This window comes from Streptomyces sp. NBC_00461, from assembly GCF_036013935.1.
Classification (GTDB): domain Bacteria; phylum Actinomycetota; class Actinomycetes; order Streptomycetales; family Streptomycetaceae; genus Streptomyces.
Genome location: NZ_CP107902.1, coordinates 7765524 through 7778623 on the forward strand (window position 1 = coordinate 7765524; position 13100 = coordinate 7778623).

The 13100-nt window shown below is 71.6% G+C and carries 10 protein-coding genes; 5 read left to right on the forward strand and 5 right to left on the reverse strand.

Annotated elements, in window-relative coordinates; translation table 11 throughout:
* Window position 1: 1 nt before the first annotated feature.
* Entirely contained in the window at window positions 2–649 is a 648-nt protein-coding gene (locus tag OG870_RS36015; protein ID WP_266843449.1) for a LysE family translocator, read from the reverse strand.
* 65 nt (window positions 650–714) lie between these two features.
* Between OG870_RS36015 and OG870_RS36020 the strand changes: the two genes are divergently transcribed.
* A complete protein-coding gene (locus tag OG870_RS36020; RefSeq protein ID WP_266523570.1) occupies window positions 715–1581 on the forward strand; it encodes a LysR family transcriptional regulator in 867 nt (288 codons plus the stop codon).
* Window positions 1582–1684: 103 nt separating this feature from the next.
* Window positions 1685–1867 (forward strand): 4-oxalocrotonate tautomerase DmpI, encoded by a 183-nt coding sequence (gene dmpI / locus OG870_RS36025; RefSeq protein WP_266523572.1) that lies wholly within the window; start codon window positions 1685–1687, stop codon window positions 1865–1867.
* 92 nt (window positions 1868–1959) lie between these two features.
* Here the strand turns inward: dmpI and OG870_RS36030 are convergent, their stop codons facing one another.
* From OG870_RS36030 to OG870_RS36040, 3 genes are all read right to left on the reverse strand, one after another.
* The gene (locus tag OG870_RS36030) at window positions 1960–2751 is read right to left on the reverse strand and encodes a S1 family peptidase (protein WP_266591003.1); all 792 of its coding nucleotides are present in this window, start codon (window positions 2749–2751) and stop codon (window positions 1960–1962) included.
* A gap of 203 nt (window positions 2752–2954) precedes the next feature.
* Window positions 2955–5762, reverse strand: a complete 2808-nt coding sequence (locus OG870_RS36035; protein WP_266591005.1) for a helix-turn-helix transcriptional regulator — start codon at window positions 5760–5762, stop codon at window positions 2955–2957.
* 173 nt (window positions 5763–5935) lie between these two features.
* Window positions 5936–6769, reverse strand: coding sequence for a helix-turn-helix transcriptional regulator (locus OG870_RS36040; protein WP_266523578.1), 834 nt, complete (start codon window positions 6767–6769; stop codon window positions 5936–5938).
* A gap of 115 nt (window positions 6770–6884) precedes the next feature.
* Between OG870_RS36040 and OG870_RS36045 the strand changes: the two genes are divergently transcribed.
* From OG870_RS36045 to gcl, 3 genes are all read left to right on the forward strand, one after another.
* On the forward strand, window positions 6885–8558 hold the full coding sequence (locus OG870_RS36045; RefSeq protein WP_266523580.1) for an AMP-binding protein: 1674 nt from the start codon (window positions 6885–6887) through the stop codon (window positions 8556–8558).
* Window positions 8555–10159: an AMP-binding protein gene (locus OG870_RS36050; protein ID WP_266591007.1), complete on the forward strand. Its 1605-nt coding sequence runs from the start codon at window positions 8555–8557 to the stop codon at window positions 10157–10159. The genes OG870_RS36045 and OG870_RS36050 overlap by 4 nt, the downstream gene beginning before the upstream one ends.
* Before the next feature lie 592 nt (window positions 10160–10751).
* Window positions 10752–12536, forward strand: coding sequence for a glyoxylate carboligase (gene gcl, locus OG870_RS36055; protein WP_266523586.1), 1785 nt, complete (start codon window positions 10752–10754; stop codon window positions 12534–12536).
* A gap of 235 nt (window positions 12537–12771) precedes the next feature.
* Here the strand turns inward: gcl and OG870_RS36060 are convergent, their stop codons facing one another.
* Window positions 12772–13035 carry a hypothetical protein gene (locus tag OG870_RS36060; protein WP_266591009.1) on the reverse strand — a complete coding sequence of 88 codons (264 nt, stop codon included), beginning with the start codon at window positions 13033–13035 and terminating at the stop codon, window positions 12772–12774.
* Window positions 13036–13100 lie beyond the last annotated feature (65 nt).

Sequence of the window (13100 nt, forward strand, 5' to 3'; positions counted from 1 at the left end):
CTCAGTCCGCCCGGCCCGTGACCGCCACCGTCAGGCCCAGCCCGATCATCGCGAAGCCGCCCGCGCCGCCGATCATCGACAGCCGGCGGTCGGAGCGCGCGAACCAGGTGCGGGCGGCCGAGGCGGAGAGGCCCCACAGGGTGTCCGTGACCAGGCCGATCGAGATGGGGATCAGGCCGAGCACCAGCATCTGCAGGGGGACGCGGCCCGCCGTGTGGTCCACGAACTGGGGGAGCACGGCGGCGAAGAAGACCACGCCCTTGGGGTTGGTCACCCCGACGAGCGCGCCGTCGAGCACCGTGCGCAGATCGCCGCGGGCCGGTCCCGTCGGTCCTGTCCGGATCGCCGCCGCCGTCAGTTCCCTGCGGTGCCGGAAGGCCTGTACGCCCAGGTGCACCAGATAGGCGGCGCCGGCCAGCTTGACCACCAGGTAGACCGTCACCGACCGCTCGACCAGCGAGCCGATGCCGATCGCGACCGCCACCACCAGCAGGTACGAGCCGAAGACGTTGCCGATCGCCGTGGCGACCGCGGTGCGGCGGCCGTGGGCGAGCGCCCGGCCGATGACGAACAGGACGCTGGGTCCCGGAATCACGATCACCAGCAGGGACATCGCGGCGAAGGCGAGGAAACGGTCCGTGGACACCATGCGTATCACTCCCCTCGGGCGCTCATTCAAACAGCCGCCCACCGGCTCCCTCTAGAGTCGGTCCCATGGAACTGCGGCAGCTCACCTACTTCGTCACGGTCGCCGAGGAGCTGCACTTCGGCCGGGCGGCCGAGCGGCTGCACATCGTGCAGTCCGCGGTGAGCATGCAGATACAGCGGTTGGAACGGGAGCTGGGCGCCGGACTGTTCGACCGCACACCGCGCCGGGTGCGGCTCACGGCGGCGGGGGAGCGGCTGCTGCCCGAGGCGCGGGCGGTGCTGGCCGCGGCCGACCGGGCGCGGGCCGCCGTCGCCCCGCCGCCCGGCCTCCGCATCGGCACCAGTACGGGACTCGGCACGCATCTCGACCGCGTGCTCGCCGCGTTCGCCCGCCGCGCGCCGGACGTGCCCGTCGAACTGTTCTCGCTCCCGGCGGCCGAACGGCTGGCCCGGGTCGCGGGCGGGCAACTGGACGCCGCGTTCGTACGGGCCGTGGAGCCGGTGCCGGGTGTGCGGGTGCTGCCGCTGTGGCCCGACCCCCTGGTCGCCGCCCTGCCCGCCACGCATCCGCTCGCCGGTCGCGCGGAGATCGGCGTCGGGGAACTGGCCGGGCTGCCCCTGAGCCTCACCGAGCGCCGCAACAATCCCGCCCTCGTCGACCTGGTCGTCGGCGCCTGTCAGGAGGCCGGGTTCGAGCCGCTGCCCGGACCGGCGGGCGGCTCCCTCCAGGACACCCTCGCCAGCATCGGCACGCGACCGCTGTGGACGGTCGTCTACGCGTCCCACGCGCGCGTACTGCACAGCCCCCGCGTCGCCTTCGTACCTTTCCGCGCGCCGGGACTCGCCCTGTCGACGGGCCTCGCCGTGCCTCGCGCGACCCCGCCCCCGCACCTGGACACCCTGCTGCTGGCCTGTGGCGATCACGAGAGCTGATCGCTGCGGTCGCGGTCTGCCTCTTGGTCGGGACTGTCCGACGCGATGGACTGGACCCACCGAGACGGAGCCGAAGAGGCAACGTAATCAAGGGAGTTCAGTCATGCCGATCGTCACCATCCAGCAGGGCCCCCGCGACACCGAGCTCAAGCGGGACCTCGTCAAGCGCGTCACGGACGCCTTCGTCGACGCGTACAAGATCCCGGCCGAGACCGTGCAGGTGTGGATCCACGAGGTGCCGACGGACAGCTGGGGAGCGGCCGGGAAGCTCACGGCCGACAAGTAGCGCGCATGGAAAGGGGACGCTGCGGGCTGCTCGTGGTAGCCCGCAACGCCCCCTTGTCTCTCACCTGAGGGGTGCTCAGGAGGTCTTCCGGGTCACGAGGTGATCTGCGCGGTCACCAGGTTCGAGAACGTGGTCAGCCGGGTGTACACACCCGGGTAACCCGCCTCCGCGCAGCCCTCGCCCCAAGAAGTGATCCCTGCCAGGACGCCCCCGATGAGCAGGGGACCGCCGCTGTCGCCCTGGCAGGTGTCTGTGCCGCCGGTTGAGTATCCGGCGCAAACCATGTCGGTCTGGACGAAGTCCGAACCGTAGGAGCTCTTGCAGCTGGAGTCGGCCACGATCGGTACGGTCGCGGTCCGCAGCTGGTTGGAGGAGCTGCCGTTCTCCGAGGTGGTGCCCCATCCGAGGATGCGGGCGGTGGCGCCGGCCGCGTACACCGAGGTGTCCGCGGACGAGACGTACGACGCCTTCGTGTAAGGCATCGCCGTCGACAGCGTCAGGACGGCCACGTCGTCGCCGTTGGTGGCATCCGTGTAGTCCGGGTTGACCCAGATCTTGCTGACCTTGCTGACGGTCCCGTTCGTGCCGTTCAGATAGGTGCGGCCGCCGACGACCCGGACGCTGCTGGTGCTCTCGCCGGCCATGCAGTGCGCGGCCGTGACCACCTTGGTGGCCGAGACGAGGGTGCCGCCGCAGAACTGGTTCTGCGAGGCGTCCGTGATCTGCATGACGAAGGGGTAGGTCGTCGTGGTGGTGGTAGTGCCGCCCACGATGGGCTGGGGCGCGGCAGCCGCGGAAGGCGCGCCGAGCAGTACGGTGGCGGCCGCTGCGGCGGCCGACGTGACTACTGCGGCGGTCTTTCTGACACGGGTTGGCCCGAACATGAGTCTCCTCAGTGGGGGTTGCCGGTGGGGGGTCGCGCGGGTGTGGGGGTGGCACGGGGGTCGCGGGACCGACCCCCGTATGCCCGGGCGAGCGGCACGCCCCTCACGCTAGGACCCGGAACCCCCGGCTCCCAATGAGGGAACCCCCTAGGGGGTTGGGTGAGGGAAAACCCTCGGTCGGGTTCAGTTAACCTGGCGCGCCGTCACTTCGCGCGCCGCTGCGCCGCCAAACGGACGATATCCACGCGCGAGCGGATCCCCAGCTTGCGGTAGACCCGGGTCAGGGTCGCCTCGACCGTCTTCACACTGATGAACAGCCGCGCGGCGATCTCCCGGTTGGTCGCGCCCTCCATGACGAGTGCGGCGACCTGACGTTCCATCGCGGCGAGCCCTTCCAGGCCCTCTGACGCGGCAGGGGGGCTGATCGGTTCCACCCGCCTCGCCACGGCGGCCGCCTCCACCTGACGCACCCAGGGCAGCGCCCGGCAGCGCCGGAACAGCCGGGCCGCCTCGTCGTACGACGCCGGCCCCGCCCGGTCGGTGCGCAGCGACGCCAGCGCGAACGCGGCGCGTGCCTCCTCCAGCGCGTACCCCAGCTTGGCCAGCCGGTCCTGCACCGACGTCAGCTGGGCGAGGGCGGCCTCGTGCTCCCCGCGCGCGGCCCGCATCAGTGCCTCGGCCCGGTCCAGGACCGCCAGCACGCTCTCGCGGTCCAGGCGCAGCGCCTGTTCGCGGGCCACGTCGAGGAGTTGCCGTGCCTCGTCCAGCGCACCGATCCGTACGAGTGCCTCGGCGAGGTCGCCGTGCCAGCGGCCGCGCGCCGGGTCGGTGATGCCGAGCCCGTGCTCCAGCTCCCGCACCCGGCGCAGCGAATGGACCGCGCCCTCGGCGTCCCCGGCGACCAGCTGGGCGTGCCCGAGCGCGGTCAGCCCGCGGGAGGTGTACATCTGGTCGCCTGCCTGCTCGGCCAGTTCCACCGCCTCCCGCCCCAGCGTCAGGGCCCGTTCCACGTCCCCGCCGGAGGCCTCCGCGATGGAGGCGAGCACGGCGGAGGGCATCTCGCCGATCCCGGAGTCACGGGCCAGCCGCATGCTCTCGCGGGCGAGGTCGAGGGCGCGGCCGCAGTGCCCGGAGCGCAGTTCGGTCTCGGCGAGCAGACGCACGAAGTGCACCTCGCTCTCGACCATGCCGCGCCGGCGCACCTCGCGCAGCAGCGCGTTGACGGTGCTGCGGGCCTCGGGCAGCTGGTCGCTCATGATCAGCCAGCGGTAGCGGGTCGCGCCCGGGCCGTTGTGGTGGCACGCCACCTGTGGGTCCTGAGGCTCCTTCAGGGCACGCTTGATGGTCGCGGGGGCGTCCGGATGGCCCATCAGGGTCTCGGTCTGCGCCTGGAACGCCAGCGAGAGGAGTTCGGTGCGGCGGTCACCGCCCCGGGCGGCCAGCTCCGCCGCGTGCGCGGCCTCCTGCCGGCCCTCCGCGAAGTCGCCGTCCACGACGAGGCTGCGCCAGGCCAGCTGGTAGTGGACCAGGGCGAGCAGCCGCGGGTCGTCGCCGGCGTCGGCCAGCGCCTGCGGGTAGACGGTGTCGACGTCGCCGAGGGCCTGCCCGGCCGCCTCGATCACCACCATCCAGGCCCGCACCCGGTCCGCGGGCGTGGTGGCCCGGGTCAGTACCTCGCGGGCGATGTCCCGGGCGAGGTCCACCTCGCCCGCGGTGATCGCGTCCTCGGCCGCCTGCAGCCGGCGCTCGTCCGGGCCCGGTTCGCCGTCGGCGGGGGTGTGCCGGGCGGCGAGCAGCCCGAGCGACGCGGCCACCGAGGGCGCCCCGCGGTCCCGGGCCAGGGCGGCGGCCTCGGCGAGGCGGGCCGCGGCCTCCGGGTCGGTGCCGGTGGTCGCGAGGGCGAGATGGCGGGCGCGCTCGATCGGGTCGGAGGCCGCCGTGGACAGCGCGGCGTGCGCGGCCCGCCGCTCCTGCGCGGGCGCCTCCGCGTACAGCGCGGCCGAGATCAGCGGATGGGCGAACCGTACGGCGGGACCTTCCGGCTCGGTGGCCAGCAGCCCGAGCTCGGCCGCCTGGGCGGTCTCCGCCTCGGCGTTGTCCCGGCCGGCCGCGCGCAGCAGGGCCAGCGTGGGGCGGGCGCCCGCGCTGGCCACCAGGAGGGTGCGGCGGGCCTCGTCGGAGAGCATCCCGAGGCGGTTCAGGACGAGGGCGCGCAGCGAGGTGGGCACCGGCAGCGGCTCGCCCGGCCTCGGCGGGGTCGGATTCTCGGCAAGGGCGCGGCCCAGTTCGAGCGCGAAGAGCGGATTGCCGCCGCTGGTGCGGTGGATCTCCCGGACCGTGGAACGCGGCAGACCGGTGTAGCCGCGGTGGTCGAGCAGCGTGGACACCTGGGCGCGGGAGAGCGCGCCGAGCCGCACGGCGAGGGTGTCGGGCGGCGACGCGCTCAGGTGACGGTCGTACTCCTGACCCTCCGTGCGTACCGCGCACAGCAGTTGCACCCGGGTGTCGCCGAGGCGGCGGGCGGCGAAGCCGAGGAGCTCCGCGCTCGCCGGGTCCAGCCACTGCAGGTCGTCCGCCACGACGAGGACGGGCGCCTCGGCGGCGAGGGCGCGCAGCGCCGACAGGACGGCGAGCCGCAGGGCGAGGCCGTCGCGCTGGAGCGTGGACTCGCCGCGGCCGGTGAGCGCCGACTCCAGTGCCGTGCGCTGGGCGGCGGGCAGCTTGTCGGACACCTCGTCCACGACCAGGCCCAGCAGGTCGGCGAGGGCCAGGAACGGAAGATGGGATTCGGACTCGGTCGCCGAGCAGCGCAACACCGTGTGCGCCGCTGTCCCGTATTCGGATGCCAATGCCCGCAGAGCGGTCGACTTTCCTATTCCGGCGGGGCCGTGGAGCAGCACGCTGCCGCCGCGGGCGAGTTGCTCACGCGCCGCGCTGAGCAGCTCCGCCCGGCCGATGACCAGGTCGGGGCGGCATCTGGCAGGCTCCTTGAAGTCCCGTCGCACGGTCACCGCTCCCCTCCGAGTGTCGTGTCCGGGCCAAATTCTAGGCAACCTCTCTTTGAATTTCGGGCGGACCACGTCGTGAGGGATATAACAACGGTACGGTACGCGGAAATTCAAGCCGCCTGCGAATGAATACAACGCCGACACTGCGGGGCCGCGCCGAAGCGGACCCCTCGGTGCTACGGCAACAGCCCCGCCCGGCGAGCCGCGACCACCGCCTCCCCGCGCGTGTGGGCCCCGAGCTTCCGCATCGCCGACCGCAGATAGCCCTTGACCGTCTCGGCCCGGACCCCGAGCCGCTGAGCGGCCACCGCGTTCGTCGCTCCCGCGGCCACACACGCCAGCACATCCAGCTCACGGGGGGCCAGGCCCACCCCGTCGGCCTGCGCCTTCGGGGTCAGCAGCCCGCACACGCCGAGCAGCTGCGCCCGCAGCGCCGGGTCGGCGATCCGTGGGGCCAGCGCCCGCAGCGCCGCATGCGCCTCCCGCACCTGCTCCCAGTCGGCGCCCGTCGAGGGATCCCCGCCGGGCTCGGCACGCACGGCCGCCGCCAGGCTCCGCGCCTCGTCCCCGACGGCCAGCGCCTGCTCCACGTCCCGCGCCGCCTCCATCGCCGCGTCCAGGGTGCGGTCGCCCAGCGGCCGGGCGGTGCGCAGAGCGCCGTACAGCACACCCCGCACCCGACGTCGTACGACCACCGGAACCGCCAGTATCGAACGCAGCCCCTCCAGGGCGACCGGGATGTCGTACTCGTGGCTGATCTGCCGGGACGAGGAGTAGTCCGTCACGGAGCACGGCCGGGCGCGCGCGACCGCCCGGCCGCCCAGGCCGTTGCCGGACGTCACCGGGAGGCCGCTCAGCGCGGAGGTCGCGTTGCCGCTCAGCTCGGTGATGCGCACATGCCGCCGTCCCGGCTCCACCAGCCCGCCGAAGGCGACCGGCAGCCCGGTCGTGCGCCGCAGCCGTACCAGCGCGTTGCGTATCTCGACCGCCCCGGACGCTTCTGCTGTCACCTGCTTGCCCTTTCCTGCGGCGCACACCCCCGTTCGGGGGTAGTGAGACCTGCATCACGGATTACACGATGGCAGAGAGCCGCCCGGCAATGGTCCGGTGATGAGGAGGACACAGATGACGACGGCGACGGAGGCCTTCCGGAGCGCGCGGGACTTCCTGCTGGAGCACCGCGAGGACTACGCGAGGGCGTACGAGGGCTTCAGCTGGCCCCGGCCCGAGCACTTCAACTGGGCGCTCGACTGGTTCGACGTCATCGCCGACGGCAACGACCGGACCGCCCTGCACATCGTCGAGGAGGACGGCACCGAGGTCCGCGTCTCCTTCGCCGAGATGTCCGAGCGTTCGGACCGGGTGGCCACCTGGCTGCGCGAGCGGGGCGTCGCCGCCGAGGACCGGATCCTCGTCATGCTCGGCAACCAGGCCGAGCTGTGGGAGACGGCCCTCGCGGCGATGAAGCTGCGCGCCGTCGTCATCCCGGCCACCCCGCTGCTCGGCCCCGCCGACCTGCGCGACCGCGTCGAGCGGGGCCGGGTCAGGCACGTGATCGTGCGCGCCGAGGACACCGCCAAGTTCGACGACGTCCCCGGCGGCTTCACCCGTATCGCCGTCGGCGGACTGCCCGAGGAGGGCTGGGAGCCGTACGAGGACGCGTACGTCGCCCCGGCCGAGTTCCTCCCGGACGGCCCCACCCTCGCCGACGACCCGCTGATGCTGTACTTCACCTCGGGCACCACCGCCCGCCCCAAGCTGGTCGAGCACACCCACACCTCGTACCCGATCGGCCACCTGTCGACCCTGTACTGGATCGGCTTGCAGCCCGGCGACGTGCACCTGAACATCTCCTCGCCCGGCTGGGCCAAGCACGCCTGGTCGAACCTGTTCGCGCCGTGGAACGCCGAGGCGACCGTCTTCATCCACAACTACACGCGCTTCGACGCGGGCCGCCTGATGGCCGAGATGGACCGCGCCGGTGTCACCACCTTCTGCGCCCCGCCGACCGTCTGGCGCATGCTCATCCAGGCCGACCTGACCGAGCTGCGCACCCCGCCGCGCGAGGTCGTGGCCGCCGGCGAGCCCCTGAACCCCGAGGTCATCGAGCAGGTCCGGCGCGCCTGGGGCGTCACCATCCGGGACGGCTTCGGGCAGACCGAGACGGCCGTGCAGGTCGCCAACAGCCCGGGGCAGCGGCTCAAGACCGGCTCGATGGGGCGGCCGAGCCCCGGGTACCGGGTCGAATTGCTGGACCCGGTGACGGGCGCGCCGGGTGCCGTCGAGGGCGAGATCGCCCTCGACCTGTCGGGGCGGCCCGTCGGCCTGATGACCGGCTACCACGGCGACCCGGACCGTACGGCGCAGGCGATGGCCGGCGGCTACTACCGCACCGGCGACATCGGTTCGCGGGACGCCGACGGCTACATCACCTACGTCGGCCGCTCCGACGACGTGTTCAAGGCCTCCGACTACAAGATCAGCCCCTTCGAGCTGGAGAGCGCGCTCCTGGAGCACGAGGCGGTCGCCGAGGCCGCCGTGGTGCCCGCCCCGGACGAGCTGCGCCTGGCCGTGCCCAAGGCGTACGTCGTCCTCGCCGAGGGATGGCAGCCGGGCCCCGACACGGCGAAGGTGCTGTTCGAGCACTCCCGAGAGGTCCTCGCCCCGTACAAGCGCATCCGCCGCCTGGAGTTCGCGCCGCTGCCGAAGACCGTCTCGGGCAAGATCCGCCGGATCGAGCTGCGCGAGGCCACGGCCGCGGGCTCGGCGGACGAGTACCGCGAGGAGGACTTCCGGTGACCTCCGAATCGTCTCCGTCGTCGTACACACACGGTACGAGCGACACGAGCCTGCTCGGTGACACGATCGGCGCCAACCTGGACCGGGCGGTCGCGGCCTGGCCGGAGCGCGAGGCGCTCGTCGACGTACCGTCCGGACGCCGCTGGACGTACGCCCAATTCGCGGCGGACGTCGAGGAGTTGGCGCGGGCGCTGGTCGCGAGCGGGGTCGCGAAGGGCGACCGGGTGGGTATCTGGGCGGTCAACTGCCCCGAGTGGGTGCTCGTCCAGTACGCCACCGCCCGGATCGGCGCGATCATGGTGAACATCAACCCGGCGTACCGCACCCACGAGGTCGAGTACGTCCTCAAACAGGCGGGGATCTCCCTGTTGTTCGCCTCGCTCCGCCACAGGACGAGCGACTACCGGGCGATGGTCGAGCAGGTGCGGGGCAGGTGCCCGCAGTTGCGGGAGACGGTCCACATCGGGGACCCGAGCTGGGAGGCGCTGCTCGGGCGAGCGGGCCCCGACGCCCCGTACGAGGAACTCTCCTGCGACGACCCCGTCAACATCCAGTACACGTCGGGCACGACGGGCTTCCCCAAGGGGGCCACCCTCTCCCACCACAACATCCTCAACAACGGCTATTTCGTGGGTGAGGCGGTCGCCTACACCGAGCAGGACCGGATCTGCATCCCGGTGCCCTTCTACCACTGCTTCGGCATGGTGATGGGCAACCTGGCGGCCACCTCGCACGGGGCCTGCATGGTCATCCCGGGCCCGTCGTTCGAGCCGAAGGCCACCCTGGAGGCCGTCCAGCGGGAGCGCTGCACCTCCCTGTACGGCGTCCCGACGATGTTCATCGCGGAGCTGAACCTCGCCGACTTCGCGAGCTACGACCTCACGTCCCTGCGCACCGGCATCATGGCGGGCTCGCCCTGCCCGGTCGAGGTGATGAAACGGGTGGTCGCCGAGATGCACATGGAGGAGGTCTCCATCTGCTACGGCATGACCGAGACGTCCCCGGTGTCGCTCCAGACCCGCAGGGACGACGACCTGGAGCACCGCACCGGCACGGTGGGACGCGTCCTGCCGCACATCGAGGTCAAGATCGTCGACCCGGCCACCGGCGTGACCCGACCCCGCGGCACCGCGGGCGAGTTGTGCACCCGCGGCTACAGCGTGATGCTCGGCTACTGGAACGAGCCCGAGAAGACCGCCGAGTCCGTCGACCCCGGCCGCTGGATGCACACCGGGGACCTGGCGGTGATGCGCGAGGACGGGTACGTCGAGATCGTCGGCCGCATCAAGGACATGATCATCCGGGGCGGCGAGAACATCTACCCGCGCGAGATCGAGGAGTTCCTCTACGGCCACCCGAGGATCAGGGACGTCCAGGTCGTGGGCGTACCGCACGAACGCTACGGCGAGGAGGTCCTCGCGTGCGTCATCCCGCACGACCCGTCCGAGCCGCCGACCCTGGAGGACGTGCGCGCCTTCTGCGAGGGGCAACTGGCCCACTACAAGGTGCCGAGCAGGCTCCAGATCCTCGACTCCTTCCCGATGACGGTGTCCGGGAAGGTACGGAAGATCGAGCTGCGAGAGAAATACGCCGGCGAATAGGCGAATAGTGATGCGTCCCCTTGGGGGCGCGGGGCTGTATCGACAAGCGGCTCCGCCGGACGGGGGCCGCTGGTCGGCCCGGCGGATGTCCCGGTGGCCGAGCCGCCGCGGATACACGGCGGCCGCCGTCATCGCGTCCCGGGCGGTGCGGATGGTGACCGGCTGGAAGCGACGGCGACGCAGGGCCCGGGTGGGGGCGGCGACCTCCGTGCCCGCCTCGTCCGCGATCGCCTGCCCGGCGACGGCGATCCGCGGCACCGTCCCGCACGAGCAGCCCGGCTCCGCCGCGGCCACTGGTTGCCGCGGCCGCAGGAGCCGCACCGCAGGGCGCCCCAGTCCTCCGCCCACGCCCGATGGGTGACGGCCGTCGCCGTCCCGTGCCGGTCGGGCGGCGACTCACATCGTTCCCCAGGCGGCCGCCCCCGCTCGTCCGTCTCTTGACGGCCTCCTCCCACGCACTTACATTGCTTCCAGATAGTAGAAAAGACTTTCCGCAATGCGGAAATTCGGAAGTTGTAGGAAGTCGAACCGGAAGAGCTCACCGCGGGGCGCGACGGGAGTGCGAATCCGACAGCCGAAGCAGGAGAACTCGATGGCACGTATGACCGCTGCCCGCGCGGCAGTTGAGATCCTCAAGCGCGAGGGCGTCACCAACGCGTTCGGTGTGCCCGGCGCGGCGATCAACCCCTTCTACGCGGCGCTCAAGGCGTCCGGCGGCGTCCACCACACCCTCGCCCGCCATGTCGAGGGTGCCTCGCACATGGCCGAGGGGTACACGAGGACCCACCCGGGCAACATCGGTGTCTGCATCGGCACCTCCGGGCCGGCCGGCACCGACATGATCACCGGGCTGTACTCCGCCATCGGCGACTCCATCCCGATCCTGTGCATCACGGGCCAGGCCCCGACCGCCGTGATCCACAAAGAGGACTTCCAGGCCGTCGACATCGCCTCGATCGCCAAGCCGGTCACGAAGATGGCGCTCACGGTGCTGGAGGCCGCCCAGGTCCCCGGCGTCTTCCAGCAGGCCTTCCATCTCATGCGCTCCGGCCGCCCCGGCCCGGTCCTGATCGACCTGCCGATCGACGTCCAGCTCACCGAGATCGAGTTCGACCCGGAGACGTACGAGCCCCTCCCGGTCTACAAGCCGGCCGCGACCCGCGCCCAGATCGAGAAGGCGATCGGCCTCCTCAACCGGTCCGAGCGGCCGCTGATCGTCGCCGGTGGCGGTGTCATCAACGCCGACGCGGCCGAACTCCTCGTCGAGTTCGCCGAGTTGACCGGAACGCCGGTCGTCCCGACCCTCATGGGCTGGGGCGTCCTGCCCGACGACCACGAGCTGAACGCCGGCATGGTCGGCCTGCAGACCTCGCACCGCTACGGCAACGCGACCTTCCTGGAGTCCGACTTCGTCCTCGGCATCGGCAACCGCTGGGCCAACCGCCACACCGGCAAGCTGGACGTCTACACGGCCGGCCGCACGTTCGTCCACGTCGACATCGAGCCCACCCAGATCGGCAAGATCTTCGCCCCCGACTACGGCATCGCATCGGACGCCAAGGCGGCGCTGGAGCTGTTCGTCGAGGTGGCACGGGAGTCGAAGGCGGCGGGCAAGCTGCCCGACCGCTCCGCGTGGGCCGCCTCGGCACAGGAGAGGAAGGCGACTCTCCAGCGCCGTACGCACTTCGACGACATCCCGATCAAGCCGCAGCGTGTCTACGAGGAGATGAACAAGGCCTTCGGCCCCGAGACCCGGTACGTCTCCACGATCGGCCTCTCGCAGATCGCCGGCGCCCAGATGCTGCACGTCTTCAAGCCGCGCCACTGGATCAACTGCGGCCAGGCCGGCCCCCTCGGCTGGACCATCCCGGCCGCGCTCGGCGTCGCCAAGGCCGACCCGGAGGCGCAGGTCGTCGCCCTCTCCGGCGACTACGACTTCCAGTTCATGATCGAGGAACTGGCGGTGGGGGCGCAGCACAGGATCCCGTACGTCCACGTCCTGGTGAACAACGCCTACCTGGGCCTGATCCGCCAGGCGCAGATCGGCCTGGACATCAACTTCCAGGTCAACCTGGAGTTCGAGAACATCAACTCCCCGGAGCTGGGTGTCTACGGCGTCGACCACGTCAAGGTCGTCGAGGGCCTCGGCTGCAAGGCGATCCGCGTGACCGATCCCGCCGAGCTCGGCGCGGCCCTCGAACAGGCCAAGAAGCTCGCCGCCGAGCACCAGGTCCCGGTCGTCGTCGAGGCGATCCTGGAGCGGGTCACCAACATCGCCATGTCGAAGACGAACGACATCGGCAACGTCGTCGAGTTCGAGGAGATCGCGACCGAGCCGGGGCACGCCCCGACCTCGATCAGGACGCTGAAGGTCTGACCCGGCACACACCACGAGGGCGGCCCGACCGGTAGGTCGGGCCGCCCTTCTGCCGTCTTCGGACCGCCGTCTTGAGACCGCCGTCTTCGGACGGGGCCCGCCGCCCCCGTGTCGGCGGACCCCGCGTGAGATGAATGTGCCCGCGTGCGGGAGCGGTTGAAGCCTCTTGAACCATGTTCAGAGGTTGATTTGAGGTACGCGTAGACGTCCTACGTCCCGGGCGGTACGCGCGTTCTCATGCCTCCTCGTGCTGCTCCTCGTGCTGCTCCTCGTGATGTTCCGACAGGCCCGGCCAGTCGTCCGGGCCGCCGCCCTGCCACTCGATGAGGTCGCTGTGCTCGATGTCGGTGACGTAGAGATCGGCCAGCCGCAGGATCTCGCCCACGTCGTCCACGTGCGTGGCGATCCCCAGCGTCTCGGCGCCCTCCGTGACCCGCCGGGACCCGTCCAGGGCCGGCGAGTGCACCACGATGTGCGGATGCTCGGTTGGATGTGCCATGCCTTCAGGCTCCTGCGGAAGGTGCCGCTCCGCACCCCGGAAGCTCCGTACTCCGGAAGCTCCGT

Excerpts from the sequence above, each read along its gene's own strand:
- OG870_RS36030 (WP_266591003.1), bottom strand. The coding sequence starts at position 2,751 with ATGTTCGGGCCAACCCGTGTCAGAAAGACCGCCGCAGTAGTCACGTCG.
- gcl (WP_266523586.1), top strand. The coding sequence starts at position 10,752 with ATGGCACGTATGACCGCTGCCCGCGCGGCAGTTGAGATCCTCAAGCGC.
- OG870_RS36015 (WP_266843449.1), bottom strand. The coding sequence starts at position 649 with ATGGTGTCCACGGACCGTTTCCTCGCCTTCGCCGCGATGTCCCTGCTG.
- dmpI (WP_266523572.1), top strand. The coding sequence starts at position 1,685 with ATGCCGATCGTCACCATCCAGCAGGGCCCCCGCGACACCGAGCTCAAG.
- OG870_RS36020 (WP_266523570.1), top strand. The coding sequence starts at position 715 with ATGGAACTGCGGCAGCTCACCTACTTCGTCACGGTCGCCGAGGAGCTG.
- OG870_RS36045 (WP_266523580.1), top strand. The coding sequence starts at position 6,885 with ATGACGACGGCGACGGAGGCCTTCCGGAGCGCGCGGGACTTCCTGCTG.
- OG870_RS36060 (WP_266591009.1), bottom strand. The coding sequence starts at position 13,035 with ATGGCACATCCAACCGAGCATCCGCACATCGTGGTGCACTCGCCGGCC.